The sequence below is a fragment of the Candidatus Nitrospira neuquenensis genome (assembly GCF_979578155.1).
Genome location: NZ_CEFZDU010000023.1, coordinates 1 through 21,799, shown reverse-complemented (window position 1 = coordinate 21,799; position 21,799 = coordinate 1). Strand labels below are relative to the sequence as shown.

Annotated in this window: 25 protein-coding genes and 1 tRNA gene; 10 read left to right on the top strand and 16 right to left on the bottom strand. The window is 69.4% G+C overall.

The window, feature by feature from the left end; translation table 11 throughout:
• Positions 1–147: 147 nt before the first annotated feature.
• The 4 genes from purH (at position 148) to AC1U7O_RS10360 (ending at position 4,285) form a co-directional block, all read left to right on the top strand.
• Positions 148–1,698 (top strand): bifunctional phosphoribosylaminoimidazolecarboxamide formyltransferase/IMP cyclohydrolase, encoded by a 1,551-nt coding sequence (purH, locus tag AC1U7O_RS10375; protein WP_479894693.1) that lies wholly within the window; start codon positions 148–150, stop codon positions 1,696–1,698.
• A 149-nt stretch (positions 1,699–1,847) separates the two neighbouring features.
• Positions 1,848–3,122 carry a phosphoribosylamine--glycine ligase gene (gene purD / locus AC1U7O_RS10370; protein ID WP_479894692.1) on the top strand — a complete coding sequence of 425 codons (1,275 nt, stop codon included), beginning with the start codon at positions 1,848–1,850 and terminating at the stop codon, positions 3,120–3,122.
• Between the two features lie 31 nt (positions 3,123–3,153).
• On the top strand, positions 3,154–3,801 hold the full coding sequence (locus tag AC1U7O_RS10365) for an L-threonylcarbamoyladenylate synthase (protein ID WP_479894691.1): 648 nt from the start codon (positions 3,154–3,156) through the stop codon (positions 3,799–3,801).
• A gap of 40 nt (positions 3,802–3,841) precedes the next feature.
• Positions 3,842–4,285 (top strand): hypothetical protein, encoded by a 444-nt coding sequence (locus AC1U7O_RS10360; protein WP_479894690.1) that lies wholly within the window; start codon positions 3,842–3,844, stop codon positions 4,283–4,285.
• Between the two features lie 6 nt (positions 4,286–4,291).
• On the opposite strand, the gene AC1U7O_RS10355 is transcribed toward AC1U7O_RS10360, so the two are convergent.
• The 5 genes from AC1U7O_RS10355 to AC1U7O_RS10335 all read right to left on the bottom strand — a co-directional run bounded on the left by AC1U7O_RS10355 (position 4,292) and on the right by AC1U7O_RS10335 (position 7,371).
• A complete protein-coding gene (locus AC1U7O_RS10355; RefSeq protein WP_479894689.1) occupies positions 4,292–4,660 on the bottom strand; it encodes an FmdB family zinc ribbon protein in 369 nt (122 codons plus the stop codon).
• A gap of 106 nt (positions 4,661–4,766) precedes the next feature.
• A complete protein-coding gene (locus tag AC1U7O_RS10350) occupies positions 4,767–5,960 on the bottom strand; it encodes a pyridoxal phosphate-dependent aminotransferase (RefSeq protein WP_479894688.1) in 1,194 nt (397 codons plus the stop codon).
• Positions 5,957–6,445: a pantetheine-phosphate adenylyltransferase gene (gene coaD, locus AC1U7O_RS10345; RefSeq protein WP_479894687.1), complete on the bottom strand. Its 489-nt coding sequence runs from the start codon at positions 6,443–6,445 to the stop codon at positions 5,957–5,959. The genes AC1U7O_RS10350 and coaD overlap by 4 nt, the downstream gene beginning before the upstream one ends.
• Positions 6,442–7,005: a 16S rRNA (guanine(966)-N(2))-methyltransferase RsmD gene (gene rsmD / locus AC1U7O_RS10340; protein WP_479894686.1), complete on the bottom strand. Its 564-nt coding sequence runs from the start codon at positions 7,003–7,005 to the stop codon at positions 6,442–6,444. The genes coaD and rsmD overlap by 4 nt, the downstream gene beginning before the upstream one ends.
• A gap of 192 nt (positions 7,006–7,197) precedes the next feature.
• Positions 7,198–7,371, bottom strand: coding sequence for a hypothetical protein (locus tag AC1U7O_RS10335; protein WP_479894685.1), 174 nt, complete (start codon positions 7,369–7,371; stop codon positions 7,198–7,200).
• 170 nt (positions 7,372–7,541) lie between these two features.
• Between AC1U7O_RS10335 and radC the strand changes: the two genes are divergently transcribed.
• From radC to fusA, 3 genes are all read left to right on the top strand, one after another.
• A complete protein-coding gene (gene radC / locus AC1U7O_RS10330; protein WP_479894684.1) occupies positions 7,542–8,243 on the top strand; it encodes a RadC family protein in 702 nt (233 codons plus the stop codon).
• A 130-nt stretch (positions 8,244–8,373) separates the two neighbouring features.
• Positions 8,374–9,072: a YqgE/AlgH family protein gene (locus AC1U7O_RS10325; RefSeq protein ID WP_479894683.1), complete on the top strand. Its 699-nt coding sequence runs from the start codon at positions 8,374–8,376 to the stop codon at positions 9,070–9,072.
• Positions 9,069–11,168, top strand: a complete 2,100-nt coding sequence (gene fusA, locus AC1U7O_RS10320; RefSeq protein ID WP_479894682.1) for an elongation factor G — start codon at positions 9,069–9,071, stop codon at positions 11,166–11,168. Before AC1U7O_RS10325 ends, fusA begins: the two co-directional genes overlap by 4 nt.
• Before the next feature lie 282 nt (positions 11,169–11,450).
• Here the strand turns inward: fusA and AC1U7O_RS10315 are convergent.
• Positions 11,451–11,526, bottom strand: a tRNA-Thr gene (locus tag AC1U7O_RS10315).
• A 73-nt stretch (positions 11,527–11,599) separates the two neighbouring features.
• Between AC1U7O_RS10315 and AC1U7O_RS10310 the strand changes: the two genes are divergently transcribed.
• From AC1U7O_RS10310 to AC1U7O_RS10300, 3 genes are all read left to right on the top strand, one after another.
• A complete protein-coding gene (locus AC1U7O_RS10310) occupies positions 11,600–12,271 on the top strand; it encodes a phosphoribosyltransferase (protein ID WP_479894681.1) in 672 nt (223 codons plus the stop codon).
• A 65-nt stretch (positions 12,272–12,336) separates the two neighbouring features.
• Positions 12,337–12,573 carry a hypothetical protein gene (locus tag AC1U7O_RS10305; RefSeq protein ID WP_479894680.1) on the top strand — a complete coding sequence of 79 codons (237 nt, stop codon included), beginning with the start codon at positions 12,337–12,339 and terminating at the stop codon, positions 12,571–12,573.
• A 182-nt stretch (positions 12,574–12,755) separates the two neighbouring features.
• Positions 12,756–13,340 carry a Slp family lipoprotein gene (locus AC1U7O_RS10300; RefSeq protein WP_479894679.1) on the top strand — a complete coding sequence of 195 codons (585 nt, stop codon included), beginning with the start codon at positions 12,756–12,758 and terminating at the stop codon, positions 13,338–13,340.
• Positions 13,341–13,353: 13 nt separating this feature from the next.
• Here the strand turns inward: AC1U7O_RS10300 and AC1U7O_RS10295 are convergent, their stop codons facing one another.
• The 10 genes from AC1U7O_RS10295 to AC1U7O_RS10250 form a co-directional block, all read right to left on the bottom strand.
• Positions 13,354–13,908 (bottom strand): Slp family lipoprotein, encoded by a 555-nt coding sequence (locus AC1U7O_RS10295; RefSeq protein ID WP_479894677.1) that lies wholly within the window; start codon positions 13,906–13,908, stop codon positions 13,354–13,356.
• 94 nt (positions 13,909–14,002) lie between these two features.
• Positions 14,003–14,872 carry a tetratricopeptide repeat protein gene (locus tag AC1U7O_RS10290; RefSeq protein WP_479894676.1) on the bottom strand — a complete coding sequence of 290 codons (870 nt, stop codon included), beginning with the start codon at positions 14,870–14,872 and terminating at the stop codon, positions 14,003–14,005.
• Positions 14,873–14,945: 73 nt separating this feature from the next.
• On the bottom strand, positions 14,946–15,899 hold the full coding sequence (locus AC1U7O_RS10285) for a hypothetical protein (RefSeq protein ID WP_479894675.1): 954 nt from the start codon (positions 15,897–15,899) through the stop codon (positions 14,946–14,948).
• Complete coding sequence (locus AC1U7O_RS10280) at positions 15,896–16,270, bottom strand: hypothetical protein (RefSeq protein WP_479894674.1); 375 nt, start codon at positions 16,268–16,270, stop codon at positions 15,896–15,898. Before AC1U7O_RS10280 ends, AC1U7O_RS10285 begins: the two co-directional genes overlap by 4 nt.
• A gap of 99 nt (positions 16,271–16,369) precedes the next feature.
• Positions 16,370–17,938, bottom strand: a complete 1,569-nt coding sequence (locus tag AC1U7O_RS10275) for a hypothetical protein (RefSeq protein ID WP_479894672.1) — start codon at positions 17,936–17,938, stop codon at positions 16,370–16,372.
• A gap of 117 nt (positions 17,939–18,055) precedes the next feature.
• Positions 18,056–18,487, bottom strand: a complete 432-nt coding sequence (locus AC1U7O_RS10270; RefSeq protein WP_479894671.1) for an arsenate reductase ArsC — start codon at positions 18,485–18,487, stop codon at positions 18,056–18,058.
• Between the two features lie 8 nt (positions 18,488–18,495).
• Complete coding sequence (gene arsB / locus AC1U7O_RS10265) at positions 18,496–19,590, bottom strand: ACR3 family arsenite efflux transporter (RefSeq protein WP_479894669.1); 1,095 nt, start codon at positions 19,588–19,590, stop codon at positions 18,496–18,498.
• 36 nt (positions 19,591–19,626) lie between these two features.
• Positions 19,627–20,457: an arsenite methyltransferase gene (locus AC1U7O_RS10260; protein ID WP_479894668.1), complete on the bottom strand. Its 831-nt coding sequence runs from the start codon at positions 20,455–20,457 to the stop codon at positions 19,627–19,629.
• A 54-nt stretch (positions 20,458–20,511) separates the two neighbouring features.
• On the bottom strand, positions 20,512–20,838 hold the full coding sequence (locus AC1U7O_RS10255; protein WP_479894667.1) for an ArsR/SmtB family transcription factor: 327 nt from the start codon (positions 20,836–20,838) through the stop codon (positions 20,512–20,514).
• A 32-nt stretch (positions 20,839–20,870) separates the two neighbouring features.
• Positions 20,871–21,704 (bottom strand): CHAD domain-containing protein, encoded by an 834-nt coding sequence (locus AC1U7O_RS10250; protein ID WP_479894666.1) that lies wholly within the window; start codon positions 21,702–21,704, stop codon positions 20,871–20,873.
• Between the last annotated feature and the right edge of the window lie 95 nt (positions 21,705–21,799).

Here is a 21,799-nt window from a genome sequence, read left to right as displayed (position 1 = left end):
TACAAATGACGCAACGATCTGTCTCTCGGTAAGATTTTAGATGACTCAATACGCCGCCTTGCAACGTGCTGAAGGCATCTGCTATTCTTGCGCCGGTTTGTTTCAGACCTTGCCTCGCCAACCGATCCACATGAGGGGAGATCAGCCATGGCCGGCGTGCAGCGGGCGTTGATCAGCGTGTCCGATAAGACGGGCGTGGTGGATCTGGCCGCGGGTCTGGCCGCCCTGGGCGCGGAGCTCCTCTCTACCGGCGGCACTGCCAAAGCCCTCCGCGAGGCCGGCCTGGCGGTGACGGACGTCGCCGCCTACACCGGGTCGCCGGAAATCCTCGACGGCCGGGTGAAGACGCTGCATCCCAAGATTCACGGCGGCTTGCTGGGCCGTCGCCGCGATCCCGGCCACGTCGCCCAGATGGCGCAGCACGGGATCGGACCGATTGACGTCGTCGTCGTGAACCTCTACCCCTTCGAGGCCGCGATCGCGAAGCCCGACTGCACCTTCGAGCAGGCGATCGAGAACATCGACATCGGCGGTCCGTCCATGTTGCGGTCCGCGGCGAAGAACCACGAGGATGTTCTGGTGGTCGTGGACCCCGCCGACTACGGGCGTGTGCTGGAGGCTCTCAAGGCCGGCGGCGTGACGTCGGCCCTGCGGCGCGAGCTGGCGACCAAGGTGTTCCAGCATACGGCGCGCTACGACGGCATGATCGCCGGCTACCTGGAGCGGCAGGCGGGCGGCGAGGACCTCTTCCCGTCGGTGCTCACCCTGCAGTACCAGCGCGGCGAGACCCTGCGCTACGGGGAGAACCCGCATCAGCGCGGCGCCTTCTATCGGGACGCTTCCTGCCGGGAGGCCTCGGTCGCGCGCGCGACGCTGCTCCACGGCAAGGCCATGTCGTACAACAACTACCTCGACGCGAACTCCGCGCTCGAGCTGGCCAAGGAGTTCGCCGAGACGGCGGCCGTCATCATCAAGCACAACAACCCCTGCGGCGTGGCGACCGGCCGGACGCCGGTGGACGCCTACGTGCGCGCGCGGGAGACGGACCCGGTGTCGGCCTTCGGGGGCGTCATCGCCTTCAACCGGCCCGTGGACCTGGCTGCGGCGAAGGAGATCACCTCCACCTTCGTCGAGGTCGTGATCGCGCCGGGCTTCGCGGAGGACGCCCTGGCCGAGTTGCGCCGCAAGAAGGACCTCCGGCTCCTGGACGTCGGTCCCCTGACGGGCGGCGGGCAGGACCGGCTGGACCTCAAGAAGCTGGTCGGCGGGCTGATCGTGCAGGATCGCGACCTGGGGGCGCTGGCCGACCTGAAGGCCCTCGCGGTGCCGACGCAACGGCGGCCGACGGAGGAGGAGTACGCGGCCTGCGCCTTTGCCTGGAAGGTCTGCAAGCACGTCAAGTCCAACGCCATCGTGTACGCGAGGGCGGGCCAGACGGTCGGCATCGGGGCCGGCCAGATGAGCCGCGTGGACTCGGTGAAGCTCGCCGCCATGAAGGCGCAGCTCCCCGTCAAGGGCTGCGTGATGGCCTCCGACGCCTTCTTCCCCTTCCGCGACGGGCTCGACGAGGCGGCGAAGGCGGGGATCACCGCGGTCATCCAGCCGGGCGGCTCGATTCGGGACCAGGAGATCGTCAAAGCGGCGGACGAGCACAACCTCGCCATGATTCTCACCGGCATGCGCCACTTCCGCCACTAGCGGGATGGTGAACGAGTCCGCCAGCGGCGCGCGCGCGCCCCGTGAGGCGTGATGAGTGACCGGCCGGGTTCCGCCTCCGCGCGGTCCTTATCGCGACCTTCCTCCAACCCCTCACCCTTCACCCCTGGCGTCTTACGGAGGGTCGGCCTGTGAAGGTGCTCGTCGTCGGCAGCGGGGGGCGCGAGCATGCCCTCGCCTGGAAGCTCGCGCAGAGCCCACGCCTCACCCGCCTCTATTGCGCTCCGGGGAATGCGGGGATCGCCGAGATCGCCCGCTGCGTGCCGATCGCTGCCGACGATGTCGCCGGGCTCAAGGCTTTTGCGCTCGCGGAAGGGGTGGACCTGACCGTGGTGGGTCCGGAAGCGCCCCTCGCGCTGGGGCTGGTGGACGAGTTTCGCAAGGCGAAGCTCAAGGTCTTCGGGCCGACGAAGGGCGCCGCCCGTCTTGAGTCGAGCAAGAGCTTCGCGAAGGAGCTGATGGTCCGCTGCCGGGTGCCCACCGCCGCCTCCCGCGTCTTCGACAGCCTGGCGCCGGCCCTCGACCACATCGGACGCCACCCGCTGCCGGTCGTCGTCAAGGCGGACGGGCTGGCCCAGGGGAAGGGCGTGGTCGTCGCGCAGACGCGGGACGAGGCCGTGCAGGCGGCCACGGCCCTGTTGGCACAACAGGTCTTCGGCGAGGCGGGGCGGCGGATCGTCGTCGAGGAGTTCCTCGACGGCGAAGAGCTGACCGTCATGGCCTTCGTCGACGGGAAGACCGTCGTGCCGATGGTCGCGGCCCAGGACCACAAGCGGGTCGGGGACGGGGACCGGGGACCGAACACGGGGGGGATGGGCGCCTACGCGCCGGCGCCCCTCGGGACCGAGGCGCTCCGCGTGACGGTCGTCCGGGAAGTGCTCCGGCCAGTCGTCGACGCCATGGCCCGGCTCGGCAGCCCCTTCCACGGCGTCCTCTATGCCGGCCTCATGGTCGTCCGCGGCACGCCTTACGTGCTCGAATTCAACGCGCGCATGGGAGACCCGGAGACCCAGGCCGTGCTTCCCCTCCTCAAGACGGATCTCCTGGACATCCTGGAGGCGGTCGCGGAGCATCGCCTGGACCAGCTTGAGATCGAGTGGGCGAGGCAGGCGGCGGTCTGCGTGGTGCTGACGTCGGGCGGCTATCCCGGCTCCTACGCGACCGGCCTGCCGATCACGGGGTTGGACCGGGTTCCGGCCTCCGGAGACGTCCTCCTGTTCCACGCCGGCACGAGCAGAAGGGGCGAGGCGGTGGTGACGGCCGGCGGGCGGGTGCTGGGCGTCACGGGCCTCGGTCCCGACTTCAAGACCGCGCGGGACCGCGCCTACGCCGTCGCGGACCTGATCGGCTTCGAAGGCCGTCATTTCCGGTCCGACATCGCCGCGCGCGTCCTCCCGCGGAAGTGAGGGGGCCGCCTCCTCTCTCGGAGCGGGCACGATGGCCAGGGTGCTGACGTTGGGGAAGGGGTTGCCGCCCGGACGGGTCGCAGAGGTCGCCGCCGTCCTCCGAGACCACGGCGTGGTGGCGCTCCCGACGGAATCGTTCTACGCGCTGGGCGCCTCGCCGACCGATCAGGCGGCCGTCCGGCGCGTCATCGCGATCAAGGGGCGGGAGGAGGGTAAACCGATCCTCGTCCTCGTCGGCGACCGGACCCAGGCGGAGTCGCTGGCGGGAGAGATCGGCGCGGCGGCCCGGCTGCTCATGGAGCGCTTCTGGCCGGGACCGCTCACGGTGATCGTGAAGGCGGCCAGCGGTCTGCCCGTCGAGTTGACGGCGGGAACGGGAACGGTCGGCCTCCGCCACGTCGGCCATCCGGTCCTCGCCGACCTGCTGCGGTCCCTCGGACCCCTGACGGGGACGAGCGCCAACCGCTCCGGCGAGCCGCCGGCTCGGTCCGCCCAAGAGGTCGCGGCCTGCCTGGGCGGGGAGGTGGACCTGATCCTCGACGGGGGAACGACCGCGGGCGGCGCGCCCTCCACCCTCGTGGACACGGTGAATGGGCTGCGGCTCCTGCGGGAAGGCGCCGTGCCGAGGGCCAGGATCGCGGCGATCCTGCGCGAGGCGGGATATCCGTCTCCGTCCTGAGAAGAGACTGAACGGGCCACCCACAAGGAGGAAACGGAGAATGAGGCGCAGCGGCTCCAAATCGTTCGTCGTGCTGGCGGTGCTCGGAGTGCTGGTCGCGTGCGGCTTGACCGGGTGCGACTACTGGCCCCCGGCCCTGCAGGCCCAGATCGAGCAGCTTCAAGCCGAACTCCAGGCGGCGAACGCCGAGAAGGCCAGGCTGGAGCAGCAGTTGGCCGACTTGACGAAGGTGGGGAGCGAGCTGCAAGCCAAGCTCGACGAGATGGAACGCCAGAATCAGGATCTTTCCACGAAACTGGCGTCCCTGGAGCAAAGCCTGGCGGAGGCCCGGGAGAAGCTGACGAAGCTCGCCAAGCCGGCCGGGAAGGCCAAGCCCGCGGCCAAGGCGGCGGCGAAATCGCCGGCCAAGGCCAAGAAGCCGGCTACGGGCACCGGCAAGCCCACGGCGAAGAAGCCGGCCGCCCGGGCCCAGGCGAAGCCGTAGGCGCGGCTACGTTGCGGCGGTGGAGGGAGCGGGCGTGGACGTGGTGGAGGGGGAGACGGGCGTGCCGGGGGCCGAAGCCGAGGCGCCGTTGCCCGAGCCGGCATCGCCGCCGGTCGGCGCGGCGGCGCCGGCCGCGGCCGGCGCCTCTTTCTTGTCGGTGCCGGACGCCGCTCCCGCCTCCGCCGGAGGCTTAAGCTTGTCGGAATAGTCCGTCACGTACCAGCCGCTGCCCTTGAACATGATGGCGGGCGAGGAGATCAGCTTCCGGAGGGCTCCGCCGCAACGCTCGCACACGGCCAAGGGCGGATCGCTGACCTTTTGCTTGACTTCCAGCCGGTTCTGGCAGGCATCGCAGAGATATTCGTAGATCGGCACAGCTCACCTCTCGGGTCTGGCGGCGCCCCCCGGAGTCGGGGCGCGACTGCTGCCTGATAATCCCATCGAGACTGAAGTCAAGCGGCGGCGACGGGGAGGCGGCGCCTCAGCTCAGTTTGCCCAGCGCGCTTTCCATCCGGTCCATCCCCCGCGCGATCGCGTCCAGGCTCGTGGCGTAGGACAGCCGGATGTGCGAGCGGCTGCCGAAGGGTTCGCCGGGCACGACGGCGACGCGGGCCTCGTCCAGCAGATAGGCGGCGAGGTCGGTCGGCGACGCGATCGGGCCGGCGGCGGATCGCCGTCCGAGCAGGCCCGAGATGTTCGGGAAGGCGTAGAAGGCCCCGGTCGGGAGCCGACAGGTGACGCCGGGAATCGCGTTCAGCCGCTCGACCATGTACCGGCGCCGACGATCGAACTCCACGACCATGGCGCGCGTGAAGGCGTCCCCGCTGCGGAGCGCGGCGACGGCGGCCTTCTGCGAGATGGAGCAGGGGTTCGAGGTGCTCTGGCTCTGGATGTCGGCCATCGCCGTGATGAGCGCCTTCGGCCCGGCCGCATAGCCGATGCGCCAGCCGGTCATGGCATAGGCCTTGGAGACGCCGTTGACCACGATCGTCCGGGCCTTCACCTCCGGCCCGAGGCTCGCGACGCTGACGTGCTCCTTCCCGTCGTAGAGGATCTTTTCGTAGATTTCGTCGGAGATCAGCAGGAGGTCGTGCCGGAGGGCGACCTCGGCGAAGCCCTCCAGCGTCCGGCGGTCGTAGGTCGCGCCCGTCGGGTTGCAGGGGCTGTTGAGGATCACGGCCTTGGTCCGCGGCGTGACCGTCGCCTCCAGCGCCTCCCGGCTCACGGCGTAGCCCTCGGCCTCCTTCGTGTCGAGGAGGACCGGGGTCGCGTCGTTCAGCAGGATCTGGTCCTGGTAGGACACCCAGAACGGCGCGGGGATGACCACCTCGTCGCCCGCTTCGAAGAGCGCCTCGGCGAGATTGTAGAGCGTGTGCTTGGCCCCGCAGGAGACGAGCACCTGGGACTTCTCGTACCGCAGCCCCTGGTCGGCCTCCAGCTTCTCGACGATGGCCTGCTTCAGCTCGTCGATGCCGCTCGCGGCGGTGTACTTCGTGAAGCCGGCGCGCATGGCCGCCTCGGCGGCGGCCTTGATCGGCTCCGGCGTGTCGAAGTCCGGCTCGCCCGAGGCGAACTCCACCACGTCGATGCCCTGGGCCGCCATGGCCCTGGCGCGGGCGGTGATGCTGAGGGTGGGGGAGGGGACGATGCGCGTCGTGCGTGCGGCGAGCTTCACGGCCGTCCCCCGCGCAGCCGCTCGATGAGGCGCCTGGCCACCTCGGGGTGGACGAAGTCCGAGAGCGAGCCGCCGAGGGCGGCCACTTCCTTGATGATGCTGGAGGTCAGGTAAGTGTATTCCTCGCTGGGCATCAGGAAGACCGATTCGAAGCGGTTGTCGAGCTTCCGGTTGACGAGCGCCATCTGGAATTCGTACTCGAAGTCCGCGATCGCCCGCAGGCCGCGGATCACCGCGTGGGCGCCCTGCCGCTTGACGTACTCTACCAGCAAGCCGTCGAAGGAGTCGACCTCGACGTGGGGGATGTCCTTGGTGGCCAGCCGGGCCATCTCGACCCGCTCGGCGAGGTCGAACAGGGGTTTCTTGCTCGGGTTCAGCGCCACGGCGACGATGATCCGGTCGAAGAGGCGGAGGCTCCGCGTCACGATGTCCGTGTGGCCGCGGGTGATGGGATCGAACGTGCCGGGATAGATGCCGATCTTCATGAGGGGCTCGCGTTCTCCTCGGCCGAGGCGTAGAGCGAGAGCGAGGTGTCTCCGTACCGGTACCGGCGGATCCTGGTCCAGCGCCCGGCCTCGGCGGGCGGCGGGGTCTTCGTGCCGTGCTCCACGACCACCAGCGTGTGCGGTCCGGCGAGGGCGTCCAGCCGGATGAGCAGGGGAGCGGCGTCCATCCGGTACGGTGGGTCGGCGAAGATCAGGTCGTAGGGGCCGGTGTCTTCCCGGCGCCGGCCGAGGAATTGCTCGGCCTCCTCGGGGTGGACCTCGGCGGCGCCGTCCAGCCCGCAGCGCGTCAGGTTGTCCCGCAGCACGCGCAGCGACGATGGGTGTGCCTCGACGAACGTGACGCGGCGTGCTCCCCGGCTCAGCGCTTCGATGCCGATCGCGCCCGTGCCGGCGTAGAGGTCCAGGACGCGGGCCTCCCGCACCCGGTCGCCCAGGATCGAGAAGAGCGCTTCCTTGACCCGGTCGGGGGTGGGACGGAGGCCCGGCCCGCGCGGGCCGAGGAGGCGGCGTCCCTTGTGAGAACCGGCGATGACGCGCACGCGGGCGTTCCTTCAAGAAGAGGTGGCTGACTCTATCACACCGATTTTTAGAGGGTCAAGGCGAGGGACCGCGATTGACGGGTTCTGAGGCGCGGGACCGGTGCGTATAATGGGTTTTCTCTATGGAGGATGATCGGCGCGGGGCGCCGTCCCTCGTCGGCGGGAGACGGCGTCCGACCTGCGCCGGCCCCATCAGGGAAGCGTCACGGAGCCGAGGGGCAGACCGCTGAGGCTCTTGCGTCGGTTGCCGGTGATGGTGCGGTCCAGGATGGCGCCGCAGTTGATGCACTTCCACGCGTGGAAAATGTGGAAGAAATCCGAGAAGCATTGGAGCATCATCAGCCCCTTGCATCGTGGACAGGTCATGGGTTCCTCCCTCGCGAAGTGTCCGGTGCCCCACTACAGGCAAATACCGATCCATCGGAGACAATCCTGAAAAGTCAACCACTTGGGCGATTTGCCTCCGAGAGCGAGGGGTTGAAACCTGCCAAAAACTGTCACTTTGTTGAGTCTTTCGTGTTGGAGGAGGACCAGCCGTGCCGGGAAAGAAGCGGGGGCGCGCGATCAAACATTGGCCTGCGGGCGAGCGTCCGCGCGAGCGCCTGCTGCGCAACGGCCCGGAGGCGCTGACCGACGCGCAGCTCCTGGCGATCGTGCTGCGGGTCGGCCGCGTCGACCGGTCGGCCGTCCAGGTCGCCATGGAGGTGCTGGAGCGCCTGCGGGGGCTTCAGGGGCTCTCCCACTGCGGGGTGGAAGAGCTCTGCGGCGTGTCCGGGGTCGGCCCGGCCAAGGCCGCCCAACTCAAGGCGGCGCTCGAACTCGGCAAGCGCGTGCTGGCGGCGCCCTTGTCCACTGGCACGCGCATCGGTTCCAGCCAGGACATTTTCCACCACTTCCACCCGCGGTTGCGCGACCTCCGTCACGAGGTCTTCAAGGTCGTGCTCCTCGACGCCAAGCACACGATCATCCGTGAAACGACGGTGTCCGAGGGGAGCCTGACGCTGAGTATCGTGCATCCGCGCGAGGTCTTTACCATCGCGGTGCGGGAGTCGGCCGCCGCCGTCATCTTCCTGCACAACCATCCGAGCGGCGATCCTTCCCCCAGCCGGGAAGACCGAGCCCTGACGGCCAGGCTGGTCTCGGCGGGGGAGGTGCTGGGCATCCGGGTGCTGGACCATGTGATCGTCGGCGACGGACGCTATGTGAGCTTCGCCGACCGCGGATGGCTGGCGCCTTGACTCGGGTCGCCGGGAAAGGAATTGCCGCCCTTCCCGAGTTTTGGTATAAGCGACCAAGCACCCGGAAGAGTCCTGCAGGGCGCTCGCAGCGAGGCCTTCCTCCCCTACAGCTCGGAGGTGCAGGTTGGGCGTGCAACCCCCCTTATGCCTGGGCCCCGGCCCGATCGCCGCGGGATGGGTCGTGGGGCTTGCCTTGCTGCTGGGCGGGCCGGGCGGAGGCCTGTGGGCCGCCGAGCGCGGCCCCCGGTTCCCCGTCGACGGCGACCGGCCGCCCCTGGGGCGCGGCGTGTTCCTGATCGCCAGTCCCTCCCTGGGCGATCCCAACTTTCACGAAACCGTCGTGCTCCTCTGCGACCACGGCCCGGGGGGGACCCTCGGTCTCGTGGTCAACCGGCCGTCCCCGGTGCGGCTGGAGGAGGCCCTGCCGTCGGTCCCTGCGCTCCGGGGCACCGGCCACCGGCTCTTCATCGGAGGGCCCGTCGCGCCCAGGGCCGTCCTGCTCCTGCTCAAGCTCAAGGACGCTCCGGCGGCTACAACCCCCGTGATGGAGGGGGTCTATCTCGGCGGGGACCCCGAACTCATCGAGAAGATACTGTCTGCGGCGCGTCCGGGTGAATCCTTCCGAGCCTATGCCGGCTATGCCGGCTGGGCGCCGGGCCAGTTGGAATCCGAGATGGCGGTCGGCTCTTGGGCCACGGTGAAGGCGGACCCGGCGTCCATCTTCGAACGCGACTCCGAAACCCTGTGGGAAGAGATGATCCGGGCGCTCGCGGCTCCGCGCATCATTCGGACCGGTCTGGCGCCGCCGGCCGTCGGGGAGGTGCCATGAAAGAACCCAGGAACGAGCGAATCCGCAACGTCGCCGTCGTGTCCTACACCGGCGCGGGGAAAACGTCGCTGGTGGAAGCCGCGCTCTATGCGGCCGGAGCGATCCCGGCGATGGGGTCCGTCCAGGCGGGCAGCACGGTCTCGGACTTCGAGCCGGAGGAAGTCCATCGCAAGGTGTCGGTCAGCGCCTCCGTCCTGCGCGTCGAGTGGAAGGATGTCGCCATCAACTTCGTGGACACGCCGGGGGCCCTGAGCTTTCTGGGCGAGGCTCGGCTGGCCGTCTCCGCAGTGGATGCGGCGCTCGTCGTCGTCGGCGCTTCGTCGGGAGTCCGGACCGAGTTGGAGAAGATCTGGGCCGCGAGCGCGGAGCGGGGCTTGCCCTGCCTCCTCTTCGTCAACGAGTTGGACAAGGAGCGGACCGCACTGGGGCCGGTGCTGGAGGAGTGCGAGAAGGCCCTGGAGTTCAAGGGGCTGCCCCTCGCATTGCCGATCGGCCAGGAAGCCTCGCTGGAAGGGGTGGTGGACCTGATCGCCCAGCAGGCGATCCGCCCCGTCAAGGACAGCGCCAAGGTGCAGACCGGGCCGGTCCCCGCCGCGATGGCCGCGGCGGTCGCCGAGGCGAGGAAGGCCCTCGTCGAGGGCGCGGCCGAGGCGGACGACCGGTTGCTGGAAAAGTACCTGGCCGAAGGCGACCTGAGCGCGGAGGAGATCCGGCAGGGGCTGAAGGCGGGGGTGCGGGCCCGGGCGATCGTGCCCGTCCTCTGCGGCTCCGCCCTGCGGCTGGTCGGGGTCACGGCCCTGCTGGATGCGGTGGCCGAGTACCTGCCCTCGCCGCTCGATGCGGCGCAGGCTCGGCCGATCGAGGGGACACATCCCCAGACCGGCGAGCCGGCGACGCGGCAGGCGGTGCCGGGCGATCCCTTCTCGGCCTACGTCTTCAAGACCATCATCGATCCCTTCATGGGTCGTCTGAGCTACGTCCGGGTGCTGTCGGGAACGCTCGATGCCGACGGCGGCTTCTACAACGCGACGCGCAAGGTGAAGGAGCGCGGCGGCCACCTCTATTACATCCTCGGGAAGAAATACAGCCAGGTGGACCGGCTGAGCGCGGGCGACATCGGTGCGATCGGCAAGCTCAAGGACACCCAGACCGGCGACACGATCTGCGACGAGCATCATCCGATCCTCTATCCCTCGGTGCACCTGCCGAAGCCCGTCCTGTCCTTCGCCCTCGAGCCCAAGAGTAAGGCGGACGTGGAGAAGGTCAGCCTCGGGTTGCACAAGCTCGTCGAGGAGGACCCGACGCTGGAGTTCGTCCGCAACGTCGAGACCAAGGAGATGATCCTGAGCGGCATGGGGCAGCTCCACGTGGACGTCACGTTCGAGAAGCTGCGCCGCAAGTACGGGGCGGACGTGACCATCCACACGCCGAAGGTGCCCTACAAGGAGACGATCCGCAAGATGTCGCAGGCGCAGGGCAAGTACAAGAAACAGACGGGCGGCCACGGCCAGTACGGCGACTGTTGGCTGCAGCTCGACCCGCTGCCGCGCGGCAAGGGCTTTCAGTTCGAGAACAAGATCGTCGGCGGGGCCATCCCGCGCAACTTCATCCCCGCCGTCGAGAAGGGGGTGGTCGAGGCCATGCAGGAGGGCATCCTGGGCGGCTTTCCGGTGGTGGACATCCGGGTGACCGTCTACGACGGCTCCTACCACACGGTGGATTCCTCGGAGATGTCGTTCAAGATCGCCGCCTCGATGGGCTTCAAGAAGGCGATGGAGCAGGCGAGCCCCGTCCTGCTGGAGCCGATCATGAGCGTGGAGGTCGTGACGCCGGACGACGCCGTCGGCGCGGTGATCGGGGACCTCAATTCCCGGCGCGGCCGCATCCAGGGGGTCACGGCCAAGGGCAGCATCCAGGCCATCAAGGCCCTGGTGCCCCTGGCCGAGATGCTCAAGTACGCGCCGACCCTCAACTCGATCACCGGCGGGCGCGGCACGTACTCGATGGAGTTCGCCACCTACGAGGAAGTGCCCCGCGAGCTGGCCGGCCGCGTGATCGAGGAGCACAAGGCGGCCAAACAGGCGGTCAGCCAGTAGACGCGGATCGGCCGACCGAGGCCTCATCGACGGTTCGACGGCTTCAGCGAACGCGGCGGGTGCGGTCTCCCCCCGCCGCCGCGGGGAGGGGGCCCCCGCTTCAGGCTCCGCTGCGACCTCAATGGCTCCTTCCCTTCCGACGACGCTGGTGCGGCGCCGGCGGGTCGCGATCCCCATGGAAAACCGATTTCGCGGACGGTGGTCCGCTCCCGAAGGCCGGCGTCCTGTCAGGAGGGCCGTCATGCCGATGTGCGGATTGCGACGGGGTCGCTGGGCGGGGGCTGGAGCTGGCGAGAGGACTTGAACCTCCAACCGGCGGTTTACAAAACCGCTGCTCTACCGATTGAGCTACGCCAGCTTCGCGGGGGAGCCTACACCCGGAGGCGGCCCCCCTGCAAGCCGGGGGACCTTGCGGTTCCGGGCGGCGCGGGATGACCTTCCTCGACCGTTCCGAGGCGGGGCGCCGGGTGGCGGAGTTGCTCGGCGCGTACAGGGGCTGTCCGGGCGGGCTGGTCCTGGCCGTTCCCCGTGGCGGCGTCGTGGTCGGGCTGGAGATCAGCCTCGCGCTCCGGCTGCCCCTGGACGTGTTCATCACGCGCAAGCTGGGTGCGCCGGACAACCCAGAGCTGGCCGTCGGGGCGGTGGCGGAGACCGGCTACCTCCATCTGAATCGTGAGGTGCTGGACATCTTTCCCTCCTTTGCCCGGCACGTCGAGGGGGAACGGCGACGGCAGGAGGGGGAGATCGCGCGGCGCCGGGCGCTCTACCGCGGAGGGCGCGAGCTACCGTCACTCCGGGGGCGGACGGTCATCCTGGTGGACGACGGGGTGGCGACCGGCGCCACCTATCTGGCCTCGGTGCGGGCGCTGCGAGCCGGTGGCGTGGGCCGGCTAGTGGCGGCGCTCCCCGTGGCGCCGCCGGATACGGCGGCGCGGATCGCGGCGGCCGTGGACGACGGCGTGATCGCCGAGACCCCCGAGCCCTTCTACGCGGTGGGGCAGCAGTACCGCTCCTTCGAGCAGGTGGAGGACGCGGAGGTGCTGGCCTGCCTGGAACGAGCTCGACTCGGCGGACAGACGGGCATCCGGACCAACGAGGCTTGACGCGCGCAGGTACGGCCGGTAAGCTCTCGCAGCTTCGGGGCGAGGCTCTTGATCAGGGAGGGACTATGCACCAGTTCATCGTCATGGCCGGGATCGCGGCGGGGTTGATCCTGCCCGGCTGCTCCACGGGCGAGTGGGTTCATCCGGAGAAACCGAAGGACGAGTTCATGACGGACTACAAGGCTTGCCAGATGCGCGTGCAGAACGACCCGAAGCTGCAGCAGGGGAGCAAGTTCATCGAGGTCACGGTGATCGAGAATTGCGTCAAAAAGATGGGCTGGGTCTATTACGTGCCGGAGTGAGTGGCTGAGACGCTCGGCTGTCCGCCGACCCCGCCGCCGACCGGTTGCCTCGTAACCGACAGTTAACAGCCCCATTATCGGGCGGTAACGCCTTCCCCTTACAACGGTCCGCAGGGCCGGGTCCGCTCATGACGGGCCGCGGCTGGAACCAGCAACGCCATGACAGGGGAGGTGTGGGCCGGATGAGGGGAATGCGCTTCGCGGGGTACGCCGGGTTCGCCTTGTCGCTTGCGTTGGGAGGCTGCGCGGGGCCGAGCCTCTTTCCGCCGGAAGTCATGCGGGATGTGGATCCGCTGTTCAGCTTCGAGGCCTGGCGCGACGCGGGCCCGAGCAATCCGGCCGGGCCGTCGGGGTCGGGGCACCGGGTGCAGTTCGGCGGCCGGATCGTCCAGGCGGGACCGGACGAGGATGGGAAGGGGATCCTGATCATCGCGGAGCAACTGCCCATCGTCAAACATCCCGTGTACGGCCCGGCCGAGTCCGGCAAGCGCACGGGCCAGTACGAGTTTGCGCTGCTGTACCCCGGGCCGTTGAAGCCGGAGGTCTTGAGGCGGGGCAACAAATTCATCGTGGTGGGCAAGACGGAGGGGCGCATCCACGTGATGGTCGAGGGTGCGCCCAAGACCGAGCCCTACCTGGTGGCGGACTGCCTGCATGTCTGGGAGACGGGGCCCGGCTCGATCGCGGGCTTCCAGGAGGATGCCGGCGCCGGCTACTCGTCGCTGCCCCAGGAGACCCATTGCGCGCCGGCCAAGCCGGCCAAGTAGGCCCGGGCGGGCTTCAACGGCGCGCGCAGTAGGTTTCCTGCGGGAGCGAGTAATAGCCGTCGGTGGTGTGGGGGAAGTCGGAGATCTCGTAGGAGCCGTACTCGCCCGTCTTCCAGACGTGCATGCACCGGGCCAGGACGAAGGGCCTGCTCCGGATCACACCGCTCGGAGTCAGGACGTTCCGGTTGCCCTGCGCCACCGCCACCACCATCAATTTGTTCCCGAACCAGAGCCCCTCCGGATCAACGCGCCCCTGGTACAGGACGGCGAACTGCTCACCCGTCACCCCCTCGATCTCCACCGGTCCGTACACGGGATGCTCCGCGATCGGCAGGTTCTTCACCAGGATCAGGAGTCCTTGGTCGGTTTCCTCCACGGCGACGATCTTGCCTCCCAGCGTGACTGCGCGCCCCGTGTAGGTGTCGGGCTGGGCCTTGAGCACGCCGAACGGGACGGCGTCGTCGAGGTCCCTGGTGGCGTCGGGGGGGAAGATCGGCGGTGCGGCGTGACCGACGAGGGGCAGGAGCACGACCAGCAGGGCGGGCAGGAACATGGGCCGCATGGTCATGGGACACCTCCCGGCGACGGGAAGGACTGTTCGACTTCTACCACGGCGGCCGGGCTCGTGCAAGGGGGAGGGCGGCGGGGTGACCGGAGAGCGCCTAGCGTCCTGCGCCGGTCTCCGGCGGAGCCGGCGCGGCGATCCGGGGACAGGCCCGGCTGTACCCGCCTTGGCAGGCGAGGGCGAAGTCCCGGTTCGCCTCGCCCGGCTCTCCCCGCAGCGCGTAGGCGACACCGCGGTTGTAGTGCAGCTCGGCCCCGGCGGCGCCGAGCTGGATGGCCGTGGTGAAGTCGGCGACCGCCCGATCGAATTGCAGGAGCTGGAGGCGGACGAGGGCGCGGCTCTCGTAGGCCTGGCGCAGGGAGCCGTCGAGCGCCAGGGCGTGATCGAGGTCGGCCAGGGCGGCCTGGAGCGAGCCGGCCAGCGCGTGGACGACCGCCCGGTTGGCGTAGAGGACGGCGTTGCGGCCGTCCAGGGCGAGGGCGGTGTCGTAGTCGGCCAGCGCGGCATCGAGCCGGCCGGCACGGCGGTGCAGGAGCCCTCGATGGGTCAGGGCCGGCGCCGAGCGGGGATCCAGCCGGAGCGCGTCATTCAACGCGGTCAGGGCCTCGTCCTCGCGTCCGGCCTGGAGCAGAGCGACGCCGAGGTTCTGATGGTACCGGGCCTGACCGGGGGCGAGGCGGACGGCCTGGGTGAGGTCGGCGATCGCATCGTCGGTCCGGCCCTGCCCGGCCAGGACAAAGGCGCGGGCGTTCCAGACGTCGGCGCGGTCCGGGAAACGCCGGAGGGCCTGGGAGAGGGTCGCGGCCGACTCGGCCTGCGCGCCCCTGGCGTACTCCTGCTGCGCCTCGGCGAGGAGCCGGGAGGCCTGGTCCTGGGGTTGGGTCACGCCGGTCGTCCCGGCGCAGCCGGCCAGGATCACGGCCAGCGCCGGTCCGAGGAGGCGTCCCTGTCGGTTGCGTCGCGTCATCGTGCCCTCCCTTGTTGCTTGGCACGATAGCGTCCGGCTGTTACCGTCGCGGCACTCCGTTGTTACGGACCGGTTAATTATTGGGGGGCGGCGGCTTCCTGGCGCCCTTCTTCTGGGGCGCCGGCTGGTCCTTCCGCAGGCGCTCGACCTCCTGCTTCAGTCGTTCCAGCTCTTCAGACTGGTCCTTGAGCCGATTCCGCAGGTCCAGGTTCGAATCGGTCAGCTCCTCGATTTGCCGGCGGAGGCGCTGCGCTTCGTCCTGGCGCGTCGTGTCGGCCGCCGGCGCGGCGGGACGGACCGTGGCGGCCGGGGCCGTCCGACTCTCCGTCTGGTCGGCCAGCGCGGCAAGGGCCGACATCGCCTCGCGGTAGTTGAAAGACAGGTGTACCGGCTCCAACGGGTCCCAGGCCGGCTCCTGGTCGGGGGCCACGTGGGCCGGCGCGGCGGGCCTGGCGAGATAGAGCCGCATCCCCTTGTGGTCGCGGGGGTCCGGATAGTCTTCGCCCCCCGCCGTATCCGCTCGGAGGTAGGCGTAGTGATCGGTGAGGACGACGTGAAGGAGGGGACCGCGGACGAAGAGGGCGCCGACGGTGCGGTCCCGCTCGTAGGGCGCGGCCGGGTTCTTGAGCGAGAAGAAGACCCGCTCGCTCGGCTTGGCCTGGGCGAGCGCCGCCGCGAGGGGCGCCGCCAGCAGCTCCAACTCGGTCTGGGAGAAGACCGGACGTCTGGGAGGCTCGACGACCAGCCCCAGCAACGTGCCGCTATAGCCGGAAACCTGGAGCAGGGCGAGCAGCCGCCGGAGGTCCTGCTCCGCGATCACGACGGGATGGCTGTTGGGCCTGGGGGATGCCGGCCGGGAGACGGAGAGGTCGGTCTCCAGTCCGACCCTGATGCCCTGTCCCTCGAAGGTGACCTGCTGACTGGAAAACAGCACACAGCCGGTGAGGCCGGGGATCAGCACGAGCCCCAGCATCACGGCGAGGGTCAGACCGCGGTCACGATTGGTCGGGACGGCCGCCCGACTCACGAGCAGGTGAACTGGACGGCCCAGACCATCTCCTCCGTGATCTGGCCCTGCCAGATCCGGTCGGCCCGCTGGTTGACGCGCGCGACCCGCCCCTCGCGCACGATTCGGTAGTCCTTGCCGCATTTCTCCTCGATCAACGCGAGCGCGTCTCTCCGGGCCGGCGATGACAGGACCTCGCCTTCGTCCTTGATCGAGTAGGTGATCGTCCCGCCGCGTGGCGTCTCCGAAAGCCAGGCGGCCTGGGTCGTGCAGGCAGCCGGCCCGGCGGGGCCGACGACGGCGACGAACCACGCGGCCCGGAGCAGACGACGGGTGACAGCCGGCCCGACGCCGGCGGAGCGTCGGAGAGGCAAGCGGAGGCGATGCACCATCGGGGCCTCATTTCCCCTTCGTGGCCGGCGACTCGCGTCGCCCCACCGGCCCTGGCTTCTATCACAGCCGCACGGAAAGCGCCAGCGGTCGCCGCTCCCTCACTGGTAGCGGATTTGCCACTGGATCAGCCAGGCGTTTTGCGCGAAGGCGTCGAAGTTCGAGCTGTAGGGAATGCCCGGTCCCAGCCCCTGGTGGTGCCGGAACTCGTAGTTGAACTGGACCTTGCTCTGGATCTTCGGCGGGAGGTTCTCGAAGTAGTAAGTCAGGCCGAGGATCAGGCGCGTGTAGAGGTCGTCGGAGACCTTGGTGTTGGGGTCGAACTGCTCGTAGTAGACGACCGGTTCCCAGTTCTGGACCAAGCCCTCGGTGAAGAGGTACTTGCCGTAGACGTACCAGGTCCGGCGCTGCACCCCCGGCGCGCCGCTTCCGCCGCAGAGGGCCTTGTTCAGACAGTCGCCCTGGGCGGGCAGCCCGACGACCGTCTGGTTGGAGGCGTCGTGGCCCTGCCAGTATTCGCCCTGCAGATAGAGGCCGGGGATGACTTTGGAGACGTAGCGGAAATCGGCGCCGTAGCGGTCGAAGTTTCCCTGGCCACGGCCGTTGATCGCGGTGTTTGTGTTGTTGCTCCCGCCCCCCATGACCGTGAAGCTGACGAAGGAGACGTCGGTGAGCAGGAACCGCTGCCGCGTATAGACGACCTTGGGCCCGTTCGCGCCGACCGCGTTGGCCTGGAAGTTGTTGTTGTTCATGATGCCGACGACGTATTCGAGCCGGTTGCCCAGCAGGCCGCGGGCGTCCACGAAAAAGTCGCGCTCCTGGATGAAGTCGATGGGGCCGCCGGTCCCGAGGGCGTTGGGGGACCCGCTCCCGACGGCGTTCAGGTAGGGCGAGCTGATGATGTCGCGCAGTCCCCCCGAGGTCTCCGTGAAGATGCCGAAGGGCATCCGGAAGATGCCCATCCGGATGAAGTTCAGGCTGGGGGCCAGGTTCACGCTGGGGCGGTAGTCGATGTACGACTCACGGAAGAAGGTGGCCGAGGCGGGCGGACCCGTGGCCGCGCTCGCGCAACTGCCGCTCGACGGGCACCCCGGCGTCCTCGGCGTCAGGTTGATGCTCTGGAACTCGAACAGGACGTGCCACTTCGGGAGGTACTCGTTGATCCGGCCGTACAGCAACACCTCGGACCGCCGGATCGAGAAGTTGTCCTGGCTCTGGCCGGCCGCCACCTGGGCGTCCTGGTGCGAGTAGAGGAACTGCAGGGCGTTGAGACCGACGTTCACCTTGCCGGACAGGGAAGGCAGGCGCTCGACCTTCGCTTTCCACTCCTCCAGGAGGTCGAGGCGCTTGTCCACCTCCACCGGCACTTCGGTTGCCGGGGTGGGCGCGGGAGCCGGCGGCCCCTGGGGCGCGGGGCCGGTCTCCTGCAGCTCCCGGACCTTGCGCTCCAGCAGCTCCAGGCGCCTCTGCAGCTCGGCCGCGGTCGGAGCGGGGGGCTGGGCCGGCGACGGGACGGCGGGCGGGCTCGCCGGGGCCTCCTCCGCCGCGAAGAGCGCGGCTGCGCCCAGCGGCCCCGGCAGGGCCGAAACCGCGAGGATCGCGAGGGCCGGGATCAGCCGAAGGATCGGGGTGACCTCCGAGCGCGGGCGGCGGGGCTGGCGAGGCGGCAAGGACATAGCTCGACGCGGAGGGTACGAGGAGGCTGTAACGGAAGAATGACCGACCAGTTGCGGGAGCGTAAACTTTCGGCTCAAGGACCGGCAGGCTGTCGGGTGGGGGGGGCCGGCTCACGGTGTCCGCGCGATGAACCCGGCGATCCGCGCCGCGATCTCGTCGCGGACCCGGCGGAAGGCCGCCCGCCGCTCCTCGGGCGAGCCCTCGACGGCCGCCGGGTCGTCGAAGCTCCAGTGCAGCGTGCGGGCGGCGCGGGGGAAGACCGGGCAGGATTCCTTCGCCCGGTCGCAGACCGTGATGACGTAGTCGAACTCCTCGCCCGCCAGCTCCGCCACCGACTTGGACCGGTGGGTGGAGATGTCCACGCCCCGCTCCCGCATGGCCGCGACGGCGCCGGGATTGAGGCCGGCCGGGTGCGTCCCGGCGCTCGCCGCCTCGAACCGCTCCCCGGCCAGGTGCCGCAGCCAGCCCTCCGCCATCTGACTGCGGCAGGCATTCCCCGTGCACAGGAACAGGACGCGCGATTTCTTCTCCGGCTCCGGCATCTGACGCCTCACCCCTTGCGGGTGGAAGGAAACCAGTGCCTCGTCCGGTTGCACAGGGCACAGACGGAGAGCATGACCGGCACCTCCACCAGCACGCCCACGACCGTCGCCAGCGCTGCGCCGGACTCCGGGCCGAAGAGCGCGATCGCGGTCGCCACGGCCAGTTCGAAGAAATTGCTCGCGCCGATCAGCGCGCCAGGCGCCGCGACCGCGTAGGGGACGTCGAGCCACCACATCAACCCGTAGGCGAGCGAGGAGGTGAAATAAACCTGCACGAGGATGGGTACGGCGATCAGGAGCACGTGCCCGAGCCGGCCGGTGATGTTGTCGGCCTGGAAGGCGAAGATGAGGACCAGCGTGGCGAGGAGCGCCGTGATCGTCACGGGTGCGAACCGGGGCAGCAGGGTCCCCTCGAACCACGCGAGGCCGTGCCGCCTGATGAACCAGGTCCGCAGGGCGGCGCCCAGAGCCAGCGGGATCGCGATGAAGGCGACGACGGAGTCGAGCAGCACGTGGAAGGGGAGCACCAGGGACGAGGCGCCGCTGACGAGCAGCCCGACGATCGGGGCGAACAGGACCAGCATGATCAGGTCGTTGAGGGACACCTGGACGAGCGTGTAGGCCGGGTCCCCGTCGGTCAAGTGGCTCCAGACGAAGACCATCGCCGTACAGGGAGCCGCCGCGAGGATGATGGCGCCGGCGACGTACTGGTCCGCCTCCGCCGGGCTGATCCACGGCGAGAACAGCAGCCGGAAGAACAGCCAGGCGATGGCGGCCATCGAGAAGGGCTTGATTAGCCAGTTCACGAAGAGCGTGACGAAAAGCCCCCGCGGCTGCCGCCCGACGCGCAGGATGGAGGAGACGTCCACCTTCATCATCATGGGCACGATCATGAGCCAGATCAGAGCGGCGATCGGCAGGTTGATCCGGCTGCCCTCGCCCAACTCCAGGCCTCGGAGCCCCTGGATCATGTCCGGTGCCCAGGTGCCCCAGAGGACCCCCGCGACCATGCAGAGGCCGACCCAGGCGGTCAGGTACCGCTCGAAGGGATTGAGCCGTTTGGGCTGGGCGTCAGCGGTCGCGGCCGGCAGTGCCATCTCCATCAGCAGACCTCCTGACTCACGCTCGTCCATCGCCCGTCACCGTTGCGGCTGCACGGCGGGCTTCCTCGCCCGGATGAAGGCGCTCATGAACTTGCCGTCCACCCGGGCCGCGACCGCCTCCGTGTCCAGCCCGGCGCCCTGGAGAAACTCCCGCGCGTCCTCGGCCCGATAGATGCGCGTCGGCTCGACCGCGATGTCGGTGAACCCGGCCGCCGCCAGCATGGCCCGGTACTCGGCTTCCTCCAGCGCACCGGCCACGCAGCCGGCCCAGAGCTCGATGTTGCGACGGATCTCCGGCGGCACGGTCCCGCGGACGACGATGTCGGAGACGGCCAGCCGGCCGCCCGGCTTCAGGACCCGAAAGGTCTCGGCTAGGACCCGGCCCTTGTCGGCCGCGAGGTTGATCACGCAGTTGGAGATGACGACGTCCACCGAGGCCTCGGGGAGGGGGATGGCCTCGATGTCGCCCTTGAGGAACTCCACGTTGGCGAGGCCGGCCTGCCGCCGGTTCTCCTCCGCGAGCGCGAGCATCTCGTCGGTCATGTCGAGCCCGTAAGCCTTGCCGGTCGGCCCGACGCGCCGGGCCGAGAGGAGCACGTCGATCCCGCCGCCGGAGCCGAGGTCGAGGACCACCTCGCCGGGGTTGAGTTGGGCCAGGGCCGTCGGGTTACCGCAACCGAGGGAGGCTTCCAGCGACAGGACCGGCAACCCCTCTCGATCCTCGGGCCGGTAGAGGTCCGAGGTGATCGGGTCCCAATGGGCGGTCGAAGAGGCCGGCGTGCAGCAGGAGCTTCTTCCCCCCTTGACCTCGAGCGCGGCCAGACGGTACTGGCTCTTGACGACTTCCTTGATCTCATCCGAGTCCATGCGCCACCTCCGCCATTCAGCAATAAATGTTGATGGGTTTGGGCAAAAAAAATCTCACTGACAGCAACGGTCGGCCACCGGGAGCCTGCTCTTGGCCGGCTTGAAGCCGCGCAGCAACTCTTCCGCCTCCGAAAAGACCGCCGAGTCCAGCGCGTAGTAGACCCACCGCCCGGCTGGGCGGTCCGTGATGAGCCCCGCGTCCTTCAGGGTCTTCAAATGGAAGGACAGACGGGATTGCGCGATGCCAAGCCGATCCACCAGGTCGCAGACACACTGCTCGCCCTCGCGCAGCTCCTGGATGATCTGGAGCCTCGTTTCATCCGAGAGGGCGTGGAAGAGCCGGGCGGCCCGCTCTACGCTGTCGGCCTTGGCGACCACCATGACGGGAGAGTATATCAACGGTTCTTGATAAGTCAAGGGGCCGGTCGGGGGCGGCGGCCGGAGGGTCCGTCGGCGGCGCGGAAGGGGAGGACGTTCGCGTGTGCCAAGGTGTCGAGCACGGGCGCGAGCCCGGCGGGGACCCTCCGCGCCCGGTCGCGGGCCCTCCGCCAGTCCATCGTGATCCGGTCCAGCGACCGGAGCCCGAGCTTGCGGGCCAGCTTGCGGAACTGGGCCCGCTCCTCGTATTCGCCGAGGGCGGTCTGGGCCTCCTTGAGTCGCAGCGCCAGCTTGGTCCGGCCGGCGGCCCATTCTTCCTGGTAGCGGAGTGCCTTTACCTTGAGACGCAGGGCGTGGAGGCGCCTGCGACGAGGATCGGCCCGGGCCTCGGCGATCAGCGCGGCGAGCTCCGCCGCATGTTGCCGCCGCAGCGCGGGGAACCGCCGCGCGAGCCAGTCGGCGGGAGCGGGGCTGGGCGGAAGCGCATGGCGCTCGACGCGGCGGGCGATCCGGCCCCAGACGTCCTTGCGGTCAAGTTTTCTCCTGAGGGCCTTGGCGCGGGCGCGGACGGCGCGCCGATCCTCTCCCGGAGCGCGGATAGTCCGCAAGTAGGCCTGGAAGACGTGCAGCGTCCGCAAGTCGCTCAGGCGCGAGACGCACGCCGCCACCCGCTCGGCGTTCTCCACCTCGCCGACCAGCTCCAGGTAGGCCTGGAGCCGGCGAAGCTGGACCCTCAACCGATGCAGGATCTTGGCCCGCCGGTCGCCTCGGGCCAGCCGGGCCAGGGCCTTGAGCGCGGCGGCCTGCGCGGCGGCCGCGCGATCATGGCTCCCGGCGTCCTTCGGTCCGGTCGAATAGGGGGCGACCATGGACCGAGCCTGGCATGGATCGAAGGGGGCGGTCAAGGACCGCCCTGTCAAGCCATTTGGAAATCTTACCCTGGAGTGATTCGTTGCGTCATTTC

What these genes read in the sequence shown, in the direction of transcription:
- purH (WP_479894693.1), top strand. Translation starts at nt 148, where the DNA reads ATGGCCGGCGTGCAGCGGGCGTTGATCAGCGTGTCCGATAAGACGGGC.
- AC1U7O_RS10365 (WP_479894691.1), top strand. Translation starts at nt 3,154, where the DNA reads ATGGCCAGGGTGCTGACGTTGGGGAAGGGGTTGCCGCCCGGACGGGTC.
- AC1U7O_RS10360 (WP_479894690.1), top strand. Translation starts at nt 3,842, where the DNA reads ATGAGGCGCAGCGGCTCCAAATCGTTCGTCGTGCTGGCGGTGCTCGGA.
- coaD (WP_479894687.1), bottom strand. Translation starts at nt 6,445, where the DNA reads ATGAAGATCGGCATCTATCCCGGCACGTTCGATCCCATCACCCGCGGC.
- AC1U7O_RS10335 (WP_479894685.1), bottom strand. Translation starts at nt 7,371, where the DNA reads ATGACCTGTCCACGATGCAAGGGGCTGATGATGCTCCAATGCTTCTCG.
- fusA (WP_479894682.1), top strand. Translation starts at nt 9,069, where the DNA reads ATGAAAGAACCCAGGAACGAGCGAATCCGCAACGTCGCCGTCGTGTCC.
- AC1U7O_RS10310 (WP_479894681.1), top strand. Translation starts at nt 11,600, where the DNA reads ATGACCTTCCTCGACCGTTCCGAGGCGGGGCGCCGGGTGGCGGAGTTG.
- AC1U7O_RS10305 (WP_479894680.1), top strand. Translation starts at nt 12,337, where the DNA reads ATGCACCAGTTCATCGTCATGGCCGGGATCGCGGCGGGGTTGATCCTG.
- AC1U7O_RS10300 (WP_479894679.1), top strand. Translation starts at nt 12,756, where the DNA reads ATGAGGGGAATGCGCTTCGCGGGGTACGCCGGGTTCGCCTTGTCGCTT.
- AC1U7O_RS10295 (WP_479894677.1), bottom strand. Translation starts at nt 13,908, where the DNA reads ATGACCATGCGGCCCATGTTCCTGCCCGCCCTGCTGGTCGTGCTCCTG.
- AC1U7O_RS10290 (WP_479894676.1), bottom strand. Translation starts at nt 14,872, where the DNA reads ATGACGCGACGCAACCGACAGGGACGCCTCCTCGGACCGGCGCTGGCC.
- AC1U7O_RS10280 (WP_479894674.1), bottom strand. Translation starts at nt 16,270, where the DNA reads ATGGTGCATCGCCTCCGCTTGCCTCTCCGACGCTCCGCCGGCGTCGGG.
- AC1U7O_RS10270 (WP_479894671.1), bottom strand. Translation starts at nt 18,487, where the DNA reads ATGCCGGAGCCGGAGAAGAAATCGCGCGTCCTGTTCCTGTGCACGGGG.
- arsB (WP_479894669.1), bottom strand. Translation starts at nt 19,590, where the DNA reads ATGGAGATGGCACTGCCGGCCGCGACCGCTGACGCCCAGCCCAAACGG.
- AC1U7O_RS10260 (WP_479894668.1), bottom strand. Translation starts at nt 20,457, where the DNA reads ATGGACTCGGATGAGATCAAGGAAGTCGTCAAGAGCCAGTACCGTCTG.
- AC1U7O_RS10255 (WP_479894667.1), bottom strand. Translation starts at nt 20,838, where the DNA reads ATGGTGGTCGCCAAGGCCGACAGCGTAGAGCGGGCCGCCCGGCTCTTC.
- AC1U7O_RS10250 (WP_479894666.1), bottom strand. Translation starts at nt 21,704, where the DNA reads ATGGTCGCCCCCTATTCGACCGGACCGAAGGACGCCGGGAGCCATGAT.